Genomic DNA, 17,970 nt, shown 5'->3' on the forward strand with positions numbered 1-17,970 from the left:
CTTTAGTTAAGAAATAAATAATCTTGAGAATAAATACTCATGCCTCATCGAAGCAAGTTCGATTCCGAGCGCATTATTGCTAATGTCCTCTATCGTCAATGTCGAAACTAATTCCGCAGCCTCTGTCACGGGTTGTATTAATTCATTTATCGCTTGAACACCCGTATTTTGGCCAAATGGAACGGCACGAACCGCATTTTGAACGAGCCCGCTCACCGAAGCGTATAAATACATCATAACCGCGTGGTGCACACTGACACCTGTTGTCGCGCTATAAATGCCATACAAAACAGCGTAATGTCCTTTGATAGATTTCGCTTCAATGAGTTCGTTCCATTCCGCAAGAAATTCGTCGGTCCCCAATGGAGAAACCGTTCGAATAAACTGCCTGCCAAGATTCACGCTCGCTTCGCGTGATTCTTTTGCTAGTTTCATCGCACCGCATAACTGTTCAAGTTCCAACAGCTTGTCCATATCCTGGTTCAATGCGGCAGCATATGCTTCTTGAATAAGAATCGCATCGCTCCGCACTAAATTATTGAACAAAAAAGACGTACAAAACTCGATTAAATCTTCTTTTGTACGAATAAGATCTGCTTGTATATACGTTTCCATTCCATAAGACTGCGTGTAAGAGCCAATTGGAAAAGCTGAATCATGAATTTGAAACAGCTGTAAAAGTGCTAAGTCAGTGGGAGTGGCCGCGGTATTTGAATGGCTGTTTAAATCGTCTTTCAGTCGTTTCATACGAAACACCCACTTCATCTAATAATGTATTCAATGTATGGTCCGCACGCACGATAATTTCGTTGTCATCAATTAGGGAAGGCGTATGCCGGTTACCCAATTCAAATGCTGCTTTCCCCATTTCCGTCATGTTTTTCGGACTGATAACGATAACGGGTTCCATTTTTGTTCGGACTGCTATCCGGCGTTCCGCATCTTCAAACAGGATATCCCCGTATTGAAGCGGTTCTTCCTGATTCAGCCTCAGAGCGACGTCGGTTCCATTGTCAGTTTCAGTGCGGAGGATGCGCTTGCTCAGTTCTTCCCAGTCAAGCTCGATCCATTCGGTCTTCTTGCCGGCAATTTCTTCTTCATTGCCTACGTTTCCTATCACTTGTTCAATTAGCATTGTGCAACCTCCATAAAAGACCTGCAGAATGCAGGTCATGAATTTTGTGTATCAAAACAAGAAATAACGCTGTGCCATCGGTAGCACATCAACTGGCTCACATGTAGCAAGTTCACCATCTAATTTAACTTCGTACGTTTCCGGATTCACATCAATATCCGGTGTTTCACTATTATGTTTCATATCCGCTTTTGTAATGTTACGGCAGTTTTTCACCGTTCCAATCATGCGTTTCAAACCAAGCTTTTCAGGCAGTCCTTCTTCAACAGCAATTTTCGGCAGGAAAGTCATCGCGGCATTTTGTGGACCTCTGCCATGGAAACCGTACATGCGACGTCCCATCATTGGTTGCGGTGTTGGAATCGAAGCGTTTGGATCACCTGTCATTGCATAAACGGCAATCCCGCCTTTAATGACAACTTCAGCTTTTACACCGAAAAATGCCGGATCCCAAAGAACAATATCCGCAAGTTTCCCTTCTTCGAGCGATCCCACTTCATGACCAATACCCGAAGCGACAGCTGGGTTAATATTTAACTTGGAAATATAACGCTTCACGCGGAAGTTGTCGTGATCTTTTCCTTCGTCTTGTGGAAGTGGTCCACGTTGCATTTTCATTTTATTCGCTGTCTGCCAAGTCCGGATTGACACTTCGCCAACACGTCCCATGGCTTGTGAATCGGATGACATAATGCTGAGGACACCCATATCTTGCATAATGTCTTCAGCCGCAATCGTTTCCGGTCGAATACGCGAGTCCGCAAACGCCACGTCTTCTGGTACGTCATGTTTCAAATGGTGACAAACCATAAGCATATCTAAGTGCTCGTCAATCGTATTTGTTGTAAATGGTTTGGTCGGGTTAGTCGATGCCGGCAACACATTCGGATACGAAGCCATTCTCAGCTGATCCGGTGCATGTCCGCCGCCCGCTCCTTCTGTATGGAAAACGTGAATCACGCGACCGTCAATGGCTTTGATTGTTTCCTCAACAAATCCAGCCTCATTAAGCGTGTCCGAGTGAAGCGCAACTTGAATGTCATACTCATCTGCCACAGACAAACTTTGATTGAGCGCCGCGGGAGTCGCACCCCAGTCTTCATGAATTTTCATGCCGATTGCACCCGCCCGAACTTGTTCCACCAACGGCTCTGGAGAAGACGCACTTCCCTTCCCGAGAAGCCCCACGTTAACTGGTAAATCTTCAACGGCCTGAAGCATGCGATGCAGATGCCATTCGCCAGGTGTTACACTTGTCGCTTTTGAGCCGGCTGCTGGACCAGTACCGCCGCCGATAAATGTCGTTGTCCCGGCATTAAGTGCTGTCTCAACTTGCTGCGGGCTGATAAAGTGAATATGTGTATCAATCGCTCCAGCTGTCGCAATCAACCCTTCACCGGCATACACTTCGGTCCCAACTCCGATAATCATGCCTTGATCGACACCGTCCATTGTATTCGGGTTACCCGCTTTTCCAATTCCGGCTATGCGACCGTCTTTAATACCGATATCTGCTTTCACAATCCCTGTATAATCGATAATCATGACGTTTGTAATGACTGTATCTAGCACACCTTCATCACGCACTGATTTCCCATCTTGTCCCATCGAAACACGAAGCGACTTTCCTCCGCCAAATACACCTTCATCGCCGTACTTTGTGTAATCTTTTTCAATTTCTATCCATAAATCCGTATCCGCAAGTCTAACTTTATCGCCAACTGTTGGACCGAACATTTTCGCGTATTGATCATGTGTTACTTTCATTTTCCTTCCGCTCCTTTATAGCCACCTTCAGATGCTTTTCCTACAATCTCATCTTTATTATGCGTGGAGCCTTCCGTTAACATGTTCAATCCGAAAACATGACGTTTTCCGCCAAACTCAGTCAACTCAACTTCTTTTTCTTCACCTGGTTCGAACCGTACCGCTGTCCCTGATGGTATATTTAAATGCATACCAACTGCTTGTTCACGGTCAAACTCTAAGTTTTTATTCACTTCAATAAAGTGAAAGTGAGAACCGACTTGAATTGGTCTGTCGCCTGTATTTGCGACACGAACTGTTTTCGTAGGGCGTCCAGCATTAATTTCAATCGTGCCTTCCGCTGGTCTAATTTCTCCTGGAATCATGAGTGTTTCCTCCTCTTATTGAATTGGATTGTGAACAGTGACTAATTTCGTGCCATCTGGGAATGTACACTCAATTTGAACGTCGGCAATCATATCGCCAACACCTTCCATAACATCATCGACAGTCAATACTTGTTTTCCTTCGCTCATTAGTTGAGCCACTGTCTTCCCGTCACGTGCACCTTCCATAATGAAGTGGCTGAGATACGCCATTGCTTCTGGATAATTTAACTTAACCCCGCGCTCTTTTCTTTTAATTGCCAATTCACCTGCTACGTGAAGAAGTAATTTTTCCTGTTCTACTGGTGATAACTTCATTAAAAACACCTCTTTTCTTAAAATTCAAATAAAACTACCCTTAGATAGGTTTAGATTTTTCATGATATTTAGTTTTGTTTCTATTTGTATGGGTGCATGAATATGCATAGGAACAATTTTGTCGTTCGAATGAAGCAACGCGAATGATTGCATATATCTTACAACGGGAGGGGGATAATCTTTTATTCACTAACCAATTGTAAAGGATAGGTATCACATATTCAACAATGACACATTGTAATTGTTGAAGAGTTTGAATCTTTCAAGATTACCCAAGACCTCCGTGTATACTTTCGGTTCATTTCACGCCTGGTAAAATCGTAAGCGTGAGATTATCTGCATCAAGTCTAGCCTCGACGCCAAGAGGGACTGCAAAATGTGGTTCACAATGGCCGATTTTAAATCCTTTGACGACCGGTTTTTTTAAGTCGCTGAAATAATGATTGAAAACTTCATCTAACGTCAATGTCCATTGTTTTTTCGTCTCTGTTTTCGAAAAATCACCTATAACGATACCCGCGGCATCCGCTAACTTCCCATTCATTCGGAGCTGATTAAGCAAGCCGTCAACTCGCGCAGGTTCTTCGCCGATGTCTTCCAATAGTAACAATTTCCCTTTCGTGTCAATTTCAAACTTTGTCCCGATTCCACGAGCCAACAACGACAAGTTGCCGCCGACCAATTCGCCTTCTACGGCACCGGAAGTGATCGCTGTCAATTCAGAGATTGCATTCGTATAATGAAGTTCCATTGGCTCAAATAATTGCTGAAACATCTTCCCCGACATCTCTTCAAAGTTATCAGTGCCTACGTTAGGGCCCAGCATAGGTCCATGGAAAGTGACAAGGTTTGAATAAAGTCCCATTGCCGTATGAAGAAATGTGATGTCACTGAATCCCCAAAATATCTTCGGGTTTTCATTCATCAATTGTAAATCAATTTGATCGGTAAAACGGGCAGCCCCGTAACCACCACTTGAACAGATTATGCCTTTCACCTCGGGATCTTTAAACATGTCATGTAAATCTTCCAATCGTTCTTCATCGGTTCCCGCAAGATAACCATTAATTTTTCTGGCATGCTTACCAAATTTCCATTTCAATCCCAGCCCTTCCAGAAACTTTAATGAACGCTCCAAGTTCTCTGGATTGGGTGGACTTGACGGTGAAATGATGCCAACCGTATCGCCTATCTGTAATCGTTCTGGACGTATTCTCATAATAAAATCATTCCCCTTTTTAATTTACTATCACTCATCTACCTTTAATCTATCATAACCTATGTGCAATTAAAAAAATCGCTACCCAGTTGCTGCCTGGATAGCGATTTTGTTTTTAGTAATTATTTAACTGAATCCTCTGAAGTTACGCCCCAAACCCATGGATAGTAATTATCTGAACCTGGATCGATTGAGAAGTTCGCAACACGTTTGTTAACTAAAGTTGTCGCATAACGGTATACAGTTGGTGCAACCGGAACGTCTTCAACCATTAGTTCTTGCCACTCGTCATAGATTCCTTTACGGTATTCAAAGTCAAATGCTTCCTCTGATGTACCTGCTGCAAGAAGTCTATCGTTTTCTTCGCTTGTGTAACGTGTGTAGTTAAATGAAGCTGTTTTACCATATAGACCTGATGGATCTGGGTCTGAACCAGTTCCCCAAGCAGCTTGGTAAATGTCAATTTTCGGATCATCTGCTTCTACCATATCGTAGAATGAGTTGAACTCATGTAGACGGCCATCTGTAAGTTGAACTTTAATACCTACATCTGCCCAGTTTTGGATATAATGATTTGCAATCGGTTCTGCAACTTCTCCACCTTCCATGGAAGCGAAGTTAAGAACAAACTCATTGCCTTCAGCGTCTTCACGGATTCCGTCGCCGTCGACATCTTTAAATCCTGCTTCGTCAAGCAATGCATTTGCTTTTTCTGGGTCATAAGCACGACCTGGATTATCAGCATCATGGAAGCTTGCGAATACTGGAATAATTAATGTTGTTGCTGGGAAACGAAGACCGTGGTACATTTTCTCACCAATTACTTCGTTGTCCATTGCATGCCACATTGCTTGACGTACACGCTTGTCAGCAAGTTTAGCATCTGGATCTGTAACGTTTTCTTTCGCTTTATCATCCCATTTACCAAGTTTGAACCCGATATATGTGTAAGCTAAGTCAACTTTTGCAAGTAAATCAACGTTTGTAAGTTCTTTTGCATTCAAATATTGGTCCGCAGGAACTTCTGCGATATCAATTTTTCCTGCTTCAAGTTCTTTAAGAACAGATTGAGTATTTACAACTGTTAAAACAATAGATTCTAGAGCTGGTTTACCTCTCCAGTAATCTTCGTTTCTTACAAATTGTACGGACTCGCCTGGTACAACTTTTTCAACTTTATAAGGTCCGAATCCAATTGGAGTTGTACGGATCTTATCAGATTCAATGATATCATCAATTGTTACGTCACCTTTTGTTACGTCTCCAAGGTAGTGACGTGGAACTGGGTTTGTCCAGATACCTGACATAAGTGATGGTGATGCTTCGATGTAATTAATCGTAATTGTTTTGTCATCTTCAGAAATCTCAATACCTGAAATTTCTTCTGCTTCGCCTTTGTGGTATGCATCCATACCTTCGACGTTAGTAATTGTATACGTGTAACGGTTACCTGTGTAATCAGGGTGACCTAGAAGCTCGTAAGCATATAAAAGGTCAGATGCTTTAACTGGCTCTCCGTCATGCCAATTTACGTTATCGCCAATTGTAATTGCGATTGTTTTATTTTCGTTTGAAACTTCGTATTTTGCTGCTCCCTCGTTAGTAATGAGGTAGTCACCGTCTGTTGCTAGTAGTCCTTCTTCAAAGAACTGCATAACATCAGCATCAGGTGCGCCTGAGTAAAATACTGGGTTAAGCGTACCTTCGAATGGCGTATCTGAAACTAATGCATAGTTCAGTGTACCATTTTCAATTACTGCGTCAGTGTTAGATACGTCTAGCGGGAAATCAAGCTCTTCTTTTGCTTCCGCTTCTTCATCTTCACCTTCTGTTTCTTCTGTTTTCTCTTTATCCTTGCCTGGGTCTTTCTTGCCTGCATCCTCTTTATCATCTTTACCCGTACATGCAGCTAAAAATACGCTTAGTGCAAGCATAAGACTGATAAGAAGCATTAATTGCCTTTTTCCCAATTGTATTACCTCCCCTTTTTGATTGGTCGACTTACGTCAACCTTTGTCTTGCATCGGACGCGCGTTTAATCGCTTGACCGATATAATTTATACACAACATCACTACTAAGATCAGCAACGATGCAGGTAACCATACCCACCACTTATTTTCCATGACGTCAGGATGTTGTGCGTAAGCGATTAGTGTTCCAAGTGAAGGTGTGCTTTCTGGCAAACCAAACCCAAGGAAAGTTAACCCTGTTTCAATCCCGATGTTTCCGGCTAAAGTAAGTGTCATATTAACTATGACGAGAGAGCTCAAGTTCGGAAAAACTTCGAATAACATGATTTTCCAGTTTGGAGTCCCTAACGTCTTCGAAGCATTGACATAGTCAAGCTCCCTTTCAGCAAGCGCTCTAGAACGAATGAGCCTTGCTTTTCCAAACCAGAGCAGAATACTCATTATCCCGATGAAAGTCCAAACGTTGAACGCTGGAACAATTACAACGAAAACGATAATAAGCATTAGCGTTGGCAGGACCATCAAAAAGTCGAGTGCACGCATAATTACAAAGTCTACCTTACCGCCAAAATAACCGGAGATTAAACCAATCATTAATCCGAGAAATCCAGCGATCAATGTAATTGCCGCTCCAATCGTGATGGAGTTTCGTGCACCAATAACTAATTGTACAAATATATCGCGGCCTCCGCGGTCTGTTCCAAGCCAAAATTCCTTCGAAGGTTTTTCATATATTTGCATAAAGTTTGTACGAGCTGCTTGGACTTGATCAATGAAAAGTGGCGCTATATAGGCTATAAGTAAAATGATTGATAAAATGAATAGCGCAATCAGCGCCATTTTATCGCCTTTAATTTCACGCCATATCGTTTTCCCAAAACTTGAATTTTCTGACTGCGATTCTAAAACTGTTGCGTCTTCCGCATCGATTGGTAGTTCTGTTTTCATTTTGTTACCTCCGTTCATTCAATTTTTCATCAATCAATGCGGATTCGTGGATCAACGATACTCAAAATGATATCCGATAACATGGTTCCAACAATAACTGCAGTGCCGGAAATCATAACGAGTGCTGATACAACTGTAAAGTCCCGTGTTTGAATCGATTGAATGAAGAGTTGTCCAAGTCCGGGATAACTAAAGATTGATTCAATGAACACTGACCCCGAAATAAGTAATGTAATTTCGTATCCCATGAAAGCCGCAATCGGCAAGAGAGAGTTTCGTAAAATATGGCGTGTGTACACTCTACCTTCAGGCACACCTTTTGCACGCGCTGTTTTTACAAAATCCTTTAACTTCGTATCAATAATGTCGTTTCTCAAATATTGGATTGTACCCGCGGTTCCAATGATGGCTCCTGATAATGTCGGTAACACAAGGTGATTCGCTTTACTGACAAAATACTCCCAAGTTCCATTTGGAATCGTTATATCAACGCTTCGTCCGGTCGGGAACCAACTAAAATAAAAACCGAAAACGAAAAGCATGATTAAGGCAAAGATAAATACTGGCGTTGCAATTGAAAAGTAGTTATACGTGACAATTGTTTTATCTGCCCACGAGTTATGCCAACGACCTGCAATAATTCCTAAAGGAATTGCGATGAGATAGATGGTAATCATGGTCGTTAATGACAAAAGTACTGTATTGCTGAGCTTACTTCCTAGTAAGGATGTTACTTTTTGTTTATGTACGTATGACATTCCCATGTCACCTTGAACAAAATTCGTTACCCAGCGTCCGTACTGTTCATACCATGGATCATTTAAGCCCATTTTTTCACGAATCTCTTCAATGTGTTCTGCGTTTGCTTCGGGATTACCTTGAAACGCTCCGGTTAACGCATCGCCCGGCATTGCTTTTGCTAAAAGAAAAATGATGATACTAAGCAAGAGTAGTTGCGGGATCATGACTAGTATTCTGCGTAATATAAATGTTAACAATTCATAATCCCCCTTTAAGGCAATGCAACGGAATGGGTGTTTGATATTTTCTTAAGATCGAATATACGCCCATCCTTGTCGAAGTAATTATCGTATCCTGTTCGATATTCATCATCTATCGCTTGGCGTAAATGTGTTTTTTCTAGACGCAGTGCAGGATCCATTTCCGGGATAGCAGAGATTAAACGTTTTGTATAAAGATGTTTTGGATTATTATAAATTTCATCCGCTAATCCTTCTTCTACTAATCTACCGCGATACATAATACCGATTCGGTCACATAAATGTTGAATGACACCCAAATCATGACTTATAAACAAATACGACAGATTAAATTCCTTTTGAATGTCTTGCATAAAGTTTAAAACTTGCGCTTGAACTGATACGTCAAGTGCTGAAACAGGTTCATCTGCAACGATTAGTTTCGGATTTAATGTCAATGCGCGAGCTATTCCTATACGCTGACGTTGCCCGCCTGAAAACTGGTGAGGGTAACGATAGATTGACTCTGGATTAAGCCCGACACGTTCAATTAACGCTTGCACTCTCTGTTTCTCTTCGGCTGGCGATAGTCTTTCGAAATTTCGTAGTGGTTCTGCAACTATATCGAGCACCCTTTTTCTAACGTTCAATGAAGAGTAAGGGTCTTGGAAAATCATTTGGATATCGCGTGTATGAAGACGCTTTTCTTTCCCACTAAGCTTTGCCAAGTCTTTTCCTTCAAAAAGAATTTCTCCTGATGTCACTTTATTCAGTCCGATAACCGCACGACCCGTTGTTGTCTTACCGCATCCTGATTCTCCAACAAGACCGTATGTTTCACCTGGCTGTATTTCAAAACTAACACCATCTGTAGCGCGAACATGGTCGACTACGCGCTGGAAGAAACCTCCTCGAATTGGAAAATGGACTTTTAAATCATTAACTTTAAGTAAGGACATTTTTTTCTACCCCTAACTCTTCCTCTTCAAAGTGGAAGTTTTTGTAACATGTGCACCGTACGAAATGACCGGGTTCCACCTCATGTAAAGTGGGGTCACTTTCATGTTCATCTGGCGCAATCCAAGGAACTCTCGGGGCAAAACGACAACCATTTCGGTCGAGGTTTTGTAGCGCCGGCACGATGCCTTGAATAACGTGAAGTCTGCCTTTATCCGGCATGTTTGACGGGATTGAACTAAGTAATGAACGGGTATAAGGATGTAACGGATTACTAAACATTTCATTTACACCCGAAAGTTCCACAATTTGTCCCGCATACATGACTGCAACACGATCCGCCATTTCCGCGACGACACCAAGGTCATGAGTAATTAGTACGATACCCGATTTCATCTGGGCCTGTAATTCTTTCATTAGGTCCATGATTTGCGCCTGGATAGTAACGTCTAGAGCCGTTGTCGGTTCATCTGCAATGAGTAAAACAGGATCACATGCCAATGCAATTGCAATTACAACACGTTGTCTCATTCCACCGGATAATTCATGTGGGTATTGTGAATAGACACGATTCTCATTCTTAATGCCCACGCGACGAAGTAGTTCAAGCGTACGCTTTTTCATGTCGGCTGGTGATAATTTAAGATGATATTTCATCGGTTCCGTGATTTGCGATCCAACCGTTGAAAGCGGATTTAACGCCGTCATTGGATCTTGGAAGATCATTCCCATGTCTTTCCCACGAATCTTATTCAGTTTGGCCCGTGATAAGTTAAGAAGATTCTGACCCCTAAAGTTTATCTGACCCTCGAGCTTTGTAACTCTAGCATCATGAAGTCCTATGATAGATAGTGCCAATGCACTTTTTCCACAACCTGATTCTCCTACGATGGCGAGAACTTCATTCTCGTGGATTTTCAAGGAAACATCATCTACCGCAGCGTAGTATTTTCCTTTGATGCTAAACGATGTGCGGAGATTTTCAATTTCCAATACAGTGTTTCCCAAGAAAAATTCCCCCTAACTTAAACTAGTCCTAAGCAAATAGTTAATTTTCAGATTTCAAACTACTTGCACTAATATACTACAGAAATTTCAAGATGACAACACCATTTTTTTGAAATTCATAGTGTTACAATAATTTCGTTTATGTCAATAGTGTTACAAATGTTGATATAAGTGCATTCTTTCACACTTTTCTCATAAACAATAAATATACTTTATTTAGATATAATTATTTTTCCCCATGAAAAAGCGGCCCTGCTGTAAAAAAACAGGGCCTAAAACGCTATGAGAATCATTGAATTTTTTTGAACCTTATACTAGTACAGACAAATGTCACAAGATGCAATGTTTTTATGTAGAACTAATGCTCCATAGATTATGGATTTGCGGAGTTTACTGAAGATGAGGCTGCCATCGCCGCTATTGTTGCGACCATCACCGCTTGTTGCGCTTGAATGAGTAACTCCACTGATGTTGCTAAACTAACAATCGCTTCATCTGCTTTCCCCACTAACTCATGGATGACATAACCAATGCCCAAAGAAAGTGCCATTTCCTTTTTCCATTTCAACGGACTTGATTCCTCAAGTGCAGTAGCTAGCTCGATAATTTTTTTCAGTTCTTTATCTGGCACATTGAATATTGTCAGAAATCCTATTAGCGGGTAGTGTATCGGCCGCACTTTTGTATCTTTAGCTAGGTACTGTTGGATGTCCGTGGCCCTTTCAATTAGAGATGGATTATAGTCTTCATTCACATAAGTCATGACTTGCGATAGCCATTGGAGTTCATTGCCCGCGCGAAACTTTTCCTTGCGAAGTGCATCATAGTACATACGCATTGTCTTGGCTTGGGTTACTGGATTAAACCCTCGCTTCGCTAGCAAAACCGCATATGTATAATCATCATCTGATGTTAAAAAGAAATGATGCTTTTTCATTTCACCAAATAAAGCTTTCGCGAGTCGCGCTTCGTTATCATAGGACTCTTTATCATTTGTCATAAAGAGTGCCGCTAAATAGGAATGGATTGTATTCCGAAAACCGAAAGTCCGTAGAATGCGTTGTTTTTCGAATAAGCGAATGACCTCTTCTTCGATGTTAACGCCTGGTTGATCGAGAAATGCTGCCATCATCGGCAAAAGATTTCCCCGCAAAGGCGAAAACCAACCCGCTTTCTGTTTTATCGCATCCATCGAGCGGCTTAAGCTCTCCGCATCAAACTCACGATCTGAAGTGACGTAGTACGAAGTAATCGTCAACACGACATTCCGGTCGACTGTCCAACCAGCCAACGATTTAACTTTTTCATACGTCATTTCAACATCTTGCCTAATCGCATTCGTATCCAATTCACCCAACTCCTTAATCTATTGGTACGATTTGACCCACGAAAGGTTTCAACAGGTTACAATTTTACGAAGTATTCGCTCACATGCTTTACCAGAGGAAAGTGCCCTTATATAGAAGGAACTTTATTTTTCGATGCGTTAACAAGTTTTTCAACTGTCTTAAAGTCTCCTTTGTGAAGCGCAGTTACAATTGCACTTCCTACAATTACGCCATCTGCAAAACTTCCGATTAACGCGACTTGATCCGGTGTTGATATTCCAAACCCAGCAAGAACGGGTACTGAACTTACCGCTTTCAACCTCTTCAAATGTTCCTCGAGTTGCCCTTCAAAACCATCGCGGACACCTGTAATGCCATTCACAGTTACAGCATAAATAAAGCCTTCTCCAGCGGCTGTTATTTTTTCAATCCGGTCGGGTGGACTTGTCAACGAAACTAGCGGAATAAGCGCAATATCCTCATTCGTCATCGCATCTCGAACTAAATCTACTTCTTCGTATGGCAAATCCGGGATGATCAATCCGCTAATTCCACCGTTTCGACAGTCTTCTGCAAATTCCTCAATGCCATACTGTATAATCGGGTTCAAATAAGTCATTAAGATAATCGGCACCGTCACTTCATCTTTAAACGAAGCCACCGTTTCTACGACTAAACGAAGCGTAACCCCTTCCGCGAGCGCACGTTCACCGGCTTCTTGAATAATAGCGCCGTCCGCCACTGGATCGGAAAAAGGAATGCCTAGCTCGATTGCAGTGACACCAACTTTTTGCAGGAACAAAATCGTTTCTTTCAATGTTTCGATACCACCATCGCCTGCCATGATATAGGGAACAAATGCTTTATCACCACGTTCGTTGCATGCTTGAATCGCTTCTGTAATTTGTTGTTTCGTCATGCTTGATCCCCTCCAAGTGCCGCCTTCACCGTTTCTACATCTTTATCTCCACGTCCCGATAAACAGACGACAATAATTTCTTCTTTTTTCATGCTCGCCGCAAGTTCCACCGCGTATTGCACGGCATGCGAACTTTCCAATGCCGGAATAATCCCTTCTGTTTGTGATAGTAATTGAAGCGCTTCAAGAGCACCTGCATCTGTAATCGATGTATATGTTGCCCTTCCGCTATCATGCAAATGACAATGTTCCGGTCCAATCGCAGGATAATCCAAGCCCGCTGAAATCGAATGCGCTTCTTGTATCAACCCATCCTCATCTTGCAACACATACATATAAGCACCGTGCAAAACACCTTCTTTTCCACCAGCAACTGCTGCTGAATGAAGTCCAGTCTCAATTCCGCTGCCCGCCGCTTCCACGCCGAATAACTTCACGTTTTTATCTTCGACAAATGGATAAAACATACCGATTGAGTTGCTTCCTCCGCCGACACAAGCGACGATTGCATCCGGTAATCGGCCTTCTTTCTCCAAAATTTGCGCCTTTGTTTCATCGCCAATCACTCGTTGGAAATCACGAACAATTTCCGGAAATGGATGCGGCCCCAATGCGGACCCCAAAATATAATGCGTATCTTCGACATTCGTCACCCAATAGCGCAACGCTTCATTAACCGCATCTTTTAACGTACCCGCGCCTTTATCAACAGATTTGACAGTCGCACCGAGCAACTCCATACGGAAAACATTCAATTCTTGTCGACGAATATCTTCTTCCCCCATGAAAATCGTGCACTCAAGACCGAACAATGCGCAAACTGTCGCGGTTGCAACACCGTGCTGACCTGCGCCTGTCTCGGCGACAACTTTCTTTTTCCCCATTCGAACTGCTAGCAGTGCTTGACCAACCGTGTTGTTGATCTTATGCGCGCCTGTATGGTTCAAATCTTCTCGTTTCAAATATATCTTCGCGCCGCCCGCATGTTTTGTAAGTCTTTCTGCAAAATAAAGCGGTGTTTCGCGTCCGACAAAATCCTTTAAATAATCGTCCACCTCGGCAAGAAACGCCGGATCCGCGATTGCTAAGTCATACGCTTCTTCCAATTCAATCAGCGCCGTCATTAATGTCTCTGGCACATATTGGCCACCAAATTTCCCGTATCGTCCGGCTCTTGTTTGTTCTTTAACCATTACAATCGCTCTCCTTCTTTTACTTCTTGTATAAATTCTCGGATAAGTCCTGCATCTTTTCGTTTATTTAGTTCGACACCGCTAGAAACATCCACCATAAAAGGACGAACACGCCCGACAGCTTCTTTTACATTGCTGGCATTTAGTCCGCCCGCAAGAATTATTTTCTCCACAGGAATTTCAGCATCTTTCAGCAACGCCCAATCGAACGTGATCCCGCTACCGCCTTTATAAACCGTACCCGGCGCATCAAACAAATAATAATCGACATCATATTTCGCTGCTTTCTCGACGTCATCGGTACTTTTCACCGGTAACGCCTTGATAGAAGGCAACTGCATTTCGCGAATAAAACCCGCGTCTTCATCCCCATGAAATTGCACATAATCGAGCGGAACTGCTTCGAAAATTCGTTTGATCTCTCCCAGTGTTTCATTGACAAATACACCGATTTTCAGTATATTATCCGGAATTTCCCTTGCCAGTTTTTGCGCCTGTTCAACGGTTACTCTCCGGCTACTCGGTGCAAAAACAAACCCAATCGCATCCGCACCGGCATCTACTGCAGCTTTCACATGTTCACTTTCCATCAGCCCACATATCTTCACCTTCGTCATCGTACAGCCCTCCTGAGCGGAACTTGCAGCGCTTCAATCGCTTCTTTCACTGAACCGCTTCGCATCAACGTTTCACCTACGAGTAAACCGCTCGCACCAGCTTCTGCAGCCCGAATCGCATCTTCACGGCCGACCAAGCCACTCTCGCTGATCAATACCCGTTCTTCATCAAAAGGGAAATGCGCCGCCACTTCTTCCGTCCTCGCCAAATCCACTTCAAACGTTTTAAGATCACGGTTATTCACACCTATTAATTTCGCATCGATGCTTAACGCTTGTTGTAGTTCTTCTATGTCGTGCACTTCGACAAGAACTTCAAGCCCCAAACCCGTGGCATATGCATAAAGTTCACATAATTCCTTCGGCTTCAAGGCCGAAACAATCAGTAAAATAACAGAAGCGCCCGCACGATTGGCACGATCGATTTGCACTTTGTGAATGATAAAGTCTTTGCATAATAACGGCGTTGAAACAGCATCCGCAACAGCTTCCAAATCTTCGAATGAACCTTTGAAAAAAGGCGCATCCGTCAACACTGAAATGCAAGCGACATCCACTTCACTGTAGATTGTTGCTTGTTTTACGGGATCCGCGCCTTCAGCGATCAACCCTTTAGAAGGTGACGCCCGCTTCATTTCTGCAATGACTTGCAACTGCTCGGCTTTATACAATCTATTAAATAAAGAAGGTCGCGTACGCTTACGGTTCACGACGACTTTTTCTTCCAAAAGCAATGCTTCCACTTCAAGTCGTTTTTCCTGTAGTATTTTGTCTAATATTGTCATATGCTCAGCGCCTCCTTCTGTCCAATCTTTTCACTAAATGCAACCACGGCTTCCAACTTCTCTAATGCGCGTCCGGATAAAATACTATCTATCGCCAATTTAACACCTTCTTGAATCGTTCCCGCTTGCCCGTTTGCAAACAAGCCAATTCCTGCATTGAACACAACGACATCAAAACGTGGACCGCGCTCCCCGCCTAGAATAGAGCGAGTAATTCCCGCATTTTCTACAGCAGTTCCTCCCCGAATTTCCGTTAAATCTGCCGACTGTAATCCGACATCTTCCGGCGTAAGTGAAAACGGAATTAAATCTCCTTGATCGAGCAGTACAAACGCATTTTGTCCCAGCAACGAAGCTTCATCCATGCCCCCCGCGCCAGAAACGACAATCGCTCGTTTACGTCCAAGCATTTGAAGAACCGAAGCATATTCCATGATGAAATCCGGTCGACTGATCCCCGTAAACTGCGTGTTCAATTGAAGCGGGTTAGTTAATGGACCAACGAGATTGAATATCGTCGCCTTTCCAATTTCACTGCGCACTTCTCCAATTCGCTTCATTTTCGGATGTACATTCGGCGCGAACAGAAAGGCAATCCCTTCCTGACGAAGCAAACTGCCCATATCATCCGGGCTGAAATTCGTATGGATGCCTAGCGCATCTAATACGTCTTGACTGCCTGCCGCGCTCGATATTTTCCGGTTTCCATGCTTTGCAACCGATGCACCCGCACCCGCCAAAACGAAAGCGGCCGTCGTACTTATATTAAAACTGTTAACGCCGTCTCCACCCGTCCCGCAATTGTCCATAAAAGAACCCTTTTCTACGTTCAAATCAATCGCAAAGGACCGCATGACTGACGCAAGCGCTGCCACTTCATGAGCGGTTTCTCCTTTTGCAGATAAAGCGATTAGGAACTTCTTGATGTCTTCTTTCGGTGTGTTTTCATCAAATAATAACTGTGCCGCCACTTTCATTTCTTCATACGGCAAATGCTTACGCTGCTCAACTATTCTTAAATACTTTTTCATGCTCATCTCTCCTCATCTCAATCAATCTTGAATAATCTCTAGTAATGATTTTGCTTTATTCACAGTTTCCAAGTATTCATCTGTCGGATTCGATTGCCTAACCACACCAGCGCCCGCTTGAACATACGCTTTTCCGTCCTTTATGAGCATGGTACGAATCGTCAACGCAAAGTCGATATTGCCATTCAAGCCGATATAACCTATCGCGCCACCGTATATACCGCGATGCTGCTTTTCCAATTGATCGATGATATCCATCGCCACTGCTTTTGGAGAACCCGTCACCGTTCCGGCTGGTGAACTCGCTTTGAGTGCATCAAGCGCATGCAATCCGTGCGCCAATGTTCCTTCAATCTCTGAAACGAGATGCATCACATGTTCATAGCGAACCGTTTCCTTGTAATTCGAAACGCGAACAGTTTCAGGCATGCACATTGCGTTCATTTCTTTTTTGCTTAATTCCACGAGCATATCGTGTTCAGCAAGTTCTTTTGGATCTTTCCGTAATTCTTCTTCTAATGCGCGGTCTTCCGCATCGTCTTTTCCGCGCCGACGCGTTCCGGCAATCGGGTTAACCATGACCGTGTCTCCAGTTACCTTCACAAGACTTTCCGGTGACGTCCCAATAACGGTATGATCTTCGAATTCCATGTAATACATATATGGAGACGGATTGCTTTTCCGCAATTTGCGATAAAGCGCGAAGGGATCCCCTTGAATATCCGCTTCCAATCTACGGGAAACCACAATTTGTTCAGCGACCCCATCATCAATAAAGGAAATTGCTTCACGCACTTGATCTTCGAATTGTTGCTGCGAAATTCCACAACGATAGGCGGACATGCTCACCCCCGCTTCTTTTTCAGTGACGCCGTTTATAATCATTTCTTCCAACGCTTCTAAGTTAGGCCCGCCGTATACGGGGTTGATTTCCGTATGCAGAAACGTCACTTCATGTAGTTCATGATCATAGATAATGATCGTATCGTAAATATTGAAGTAGACATCCGGCAATTCTAAGTCATCTGACGCGCGCTTTTCGCCATTTCGAGCAGCCCCATAACCGACATATCCAACCGCGCCGCCTGTAAATGGAAAATTCACATCATCCGAAATGCGCGGCATCAGTCTTTTTAATAATTTGTACAAATCACCTTCATGGGTGTAGGACCGTCCGTTTGTATAATCTAACTCCTCAATTTGACCTTCTTGGCCGCGGTACGCTTTCACTGGATTCATCCCAATAAACGAATACCGCCCGGAACCTTTTTGAATAGATGAACTTTCAAGTAAAAATTTCTGCTTCCCTTGCAGTCGCCGGAAAATTAGAATCGGCGTAAGCGAATCGCCATTTATTTTTTTAATTGTCGTCCGTAAGTTTTTTGATGTCGTTGTCATCTCATCACTCCTCGTTTTTCATGGAAATAAA

18 protein-coding genes are annotated in these 17,970 nt (G+C 43.0%); all 18 read right to left on the reverse strand.

Features of this window, described 5'->3' with window-relative positions; translation table 11 throughout:
* Positions 1–6: 6 nt before the first annotated feature.
* Positions 7–747, reverse strand: a complete 741-nt coding sequence (locus J4G36_RS15885; RefSeq protein ID WP_246880669.1) for an urease accessory protein UreF — start codon at positions 745–747, stop codon at positions 7–9.
* Positions 689–1,135 (reverse strand): urease accessory protein UreE, encoded by a 447-nt coding sequence (locus J4G36_RS15890; RefSeq protein WP_210471378.1) that lies wholly within the window; start codon positions 1,133–1,135, stop codon positions 689–691. Before J4G36_RS15890 ends, J4G36_RS15885 begins: the two co-directional genes overlap by 59 nt.
* Positions 1,136–1,186: 51 nt before the next feature.
* Entirely contained in the window at positions 1,187–2,902 is a 1,716-nt protein-coding gene (gene ureC / locus J4G36_RS15895; RefSeq protein WP_210471379.1) for an urease subunit alpha, read from the reverse strand.
* Positions 2,899–3,267 (reverse strand): urease subunit beta, encoded by a 369-nt coding sequence (locus J4G36_RS15900; RefSeq protein ID WP_210471380.1) that lies wholly within the window; start codon positions 3,265–3,267, stop codon positions 2,899–2,901. The genes ureC and J4G36_RS15900 overlap by 4 nt, the downstream gene beginning before the upstream one ends.
* A gap of 15 nt (positions 3,268–3,282) precedes the next feature.
* Positions 3,283–3,585, reverse strand: a complete 303-nt coding sequence (ureA, locus tag J4G36_RS15905; protein WP_210471381.1) for an urease subunit gamma — start codon at positions 3,583–3,585, stop codon at positions 3,283–3,285.
* A 298-nt stretch (positions 3,586–3,883) separates the two neighbouring features.
* Positions 3,884–4,804, reverse strand: a complete 921-nt coding sequence (locus J4G36_RS15910) for a S66 peptidase family protein (protein WP_210471382.1) — start codon at positions 4,802–4,804, stop codon at positions 3,884–3,886.
* Positions 4,805–4,926: 122 nt separating this feature from the next.
* Positions 4,927–6,756, reverse strand: a complete 1,830-nt coding sequence (gene opp4A, locus J4G36_RS15915; RefSeq protein WP_210471461.1) for an oligopeptide ABC transporter substrate-binding protein — start codon at positions 6,754–6,756, stop codon at positions 4,927–4,929.
* Between the two features lie 49 nt (positions 6,757–6,805).
* Positions 6,806–7,723: an ABC transporter permease gene (locus tag J4G36_RS15920; RefSeq protein WP_210471383.1), complete on the reverse strand. Its 918-nt coding sequence runs from the start codon at positions 7,721–7,723 to the stop codon at positions 6,806–6,808.
* 29 nt (positions 7,724–7,752) lie between these two features.
* Positions 7,753–8,721 (reverse strand): oligopeptide ABC transporter permease, encoded by a 969-nt coding sequence (gene opp4B, locus J4G36_RS15925; protein ID WP_210471384.1) that lies wholly within the window; start codon positions 8,719–8,721, stop codon positions 7,753–7,755.
* Positions 8,722–8,735: 14 nt separating this feature from the next.
* Positions 8,736–9,662, reverse strand: coding sequence for an ABC transporter ATP-binding protein (locus J4G36_RS15930; protein ID WP_210471385.1), 927 nt, complete (start codon positions 9,660–9,662; stop codon positions 8,736–8,738).
* Positions 9,649–10,668, reverse strand: a complete 1,020-nt coding sequence (locus tag J4G36_RS15935; RefSeq protein ID WP_210471386.1) for an ABC transporter ATP-binding protein — start codon at positions 10,666–10,668, stop codon at positions 9,649–9,651. The genes J4G36_RS15930 and J4G36_RS15935 overlap by 14 nt, the downstream gene beginning before the upstream one ends.
* Before the next feature lie 373 nt (positions 10,669–11,041).
* Positions 11,042–12,016, reverse strand: a complete 975-nt coding sequence (locus J4G36_RS15940; RefSeq protein WP_210471387.1) for a DUF4003 family protein — start codon at positions 12,014–12,016, stop codon at positions 11,042–11,044.
* A 107-nt stretch (positions 12,017–12,123) separates the two neighbouring features.
* The gene (gene trpA / locus J4G36_RS15945) at positions 12,124–12,915 is read right to left on the reverse strand and encodes a tryptophan synthase subunit alpha (RefSeq protein ID WP_210471388.1); all 792 of its coding nucleotides are present in this window, start codon (positions 12,913–12,915) and stop codon (positions 12,124–12,126) included.
* Positions 12,912–14,108, reverse strand: coding sequence for a tryptophan synthase subunit beta (gene trpB, locus J4G36_RS15950; protein ID WP_210471389.1), 1,197 nt, complete (start codon positions 14,106–14,108; stop codon positions 12,912–12,914). Before trpB ends, trpA begins: the two co-directional genes overlap by 4 nt.
* Positions 14,108–14,725 carry a phosphoribosylanthranilate isomerase gene (locus J4G36_RS15955; RefSeq protein ID WP_210471390.1) on the reverse strand — a complete coding sequence of 206 codons (618 nt, stop codon included), beginning with the start codon at positions 14,723–14,725 and terminating at the stop codon, positions 14,108–14,110. The genes trpB and J4G36_RS15955 overlap by 1 nt, the downstream gene beginning before the upstream one ends.
* Positions 14,722–15,510 carry an indole-3-glycerol phosphate synthase TrpC gene (gene trpC, locus J4G36_RS15960; protein WP_210471391.1) on the reverse strand — a complete coding sequence of 263 codons (789 nt, stop codon included), beginning with the start codon at positions 15,508–15,510 and terminating at the stop codon, positions 14,722–14,724. The genes J4G36_RS15955 and trpC overlap by 4 nt, the downstream gene beginning before the upstream one ends.
* Positions 15,507–16,547, reverse strand: a complete 1,041-nt coding sequence (gene trpD / locus J4G36_RS15965; RefSeq protein ID WP_483315907.1) for an anthranilate phosphoribosyltransferase — start codon at positions 16,545–16,547, stop codon at positions 15,507–15,509. The genes trpC and trpD overlap by 4 nt, the downstream gene beginning before the upstream one ends.
* A gap of 15 nt (positions 16,548–16,562) precedes the next feature.
* Positions 16,563–17,939, reverse strand: coding sequence for a chorismate-binding protein (locus J4G36_RS15970; protein ID WP_210471393.1), 1,377 nt, complete (start codon positions 17,937–17,939; stop codon positions 16,563–16,565).
* Positions 17,940–17,970: the final 31 nt, after the last annotated feature.

This window comes from Sporosarcina sp. 6E9, from assembly GCF_017921835.1.
Taxonomy (GTDB): domain Bacteria; phylum Bacillota; class Bacilli; order Bacillales_A; family Planococcaceae; genus Sporosarcina.

Coding starts and splice junctions, on each gene's coding strand:
- J4G36_RS15885 (WP_246880669.1), bottom strand. CDS start 747: ATGAAACGACTGAAAGACGATTTAAACAGCCATTCAAATACCGCGGCC.
- J4G36_RS15890 (WP_210471378.1), bottom strand. CDS start 1,135: ATGCTAATTGAACAAGTGATAGGAAACGTAGGCAATGAAGAAGAAATT.
- ureC (WP_210471379.1), bottom strand. CDS start 2,902: ATGAAAGTAACACATGATCAATACGCGAAAATGTTCGGTCCAACAGTT.
- J4G36_RS15900 (WP_210471380.1), bottom strand. CDS start 3,267: ATGATTCCAGGAGAAATTAGACCAGCGGAAGGCACGATTGAAATTAAT.
- ureA (WP_210471381.1), bottom strand. CDS start 3,585: ATGAAGTTATCACCAGTAGAACAGGAAAAATTACTTCTTCACGTAGCA.
- J4G36_RS15910 (WP_210471382.1), bottom strand. CDS start 4,804: ATGAGAATACGTCCAGAACGATTACAGATAGGCGATACGGTTGGCATC.
- opp4A (WP_210471461.1), bottom strand. CDS start 6,756: ATGCTTCTTATCAGTCTTATGCTTGCACTAAGCGTATTTTTAGCTGCA.
- J4G36_RS15920 (WP_210471383.1), bottom strand. CDS start 7,723: ATGAAAACAGAACTACCAATCGATGCGGAAGACGCAACAGTTTTAGAA.
- J4G36_RS15930 (WP_210471385.1), bottom strand. CDS start 9,662: ATGTCCTTACTTAAAGTTAATGATTTAAAAGTCCATTTTCCAATTCGA.
- trpA (WP_210471388.1), bottom strand. CDS start 12,915: ATGACGAAACAACAAATTACAGAAGCGATTCAAGCATGCAACGAACGT.
- trpB (WP_210471389.1), bottom strand. CDS start 14,108: ATGGTTAAAGAACAAACAAGAGCCGGACGATACGGGAAATTTGGTGGC.
- J4G36_RS15955 (WP_210471390.1), bottom strand. CDS start 14,725: ATGACGAAGGTGAAGATATGTGGGCTGATGGAAAGTGAACATGTGAAA.
- trpC (WP_210471391.1), bottom strand. CDS start 15,510: ATGACAATATTAGACAAAATACTACAGGAAAAACGACTTGAAGTGGAA.
- trpD (WP_483315907.1), bottom strand. CDS start 16,547: ATGAGCATGAAAAAGTATTTAAGAATAGTTGAGCAGCGTAAGCATTTG.
- J4G36_RS15970 (WP_210471393.1), bottom strand. CDS start 17,939: ATGACAACGACATCAAAAAACTTACGGACGACAATTAAAAAAATAAAT.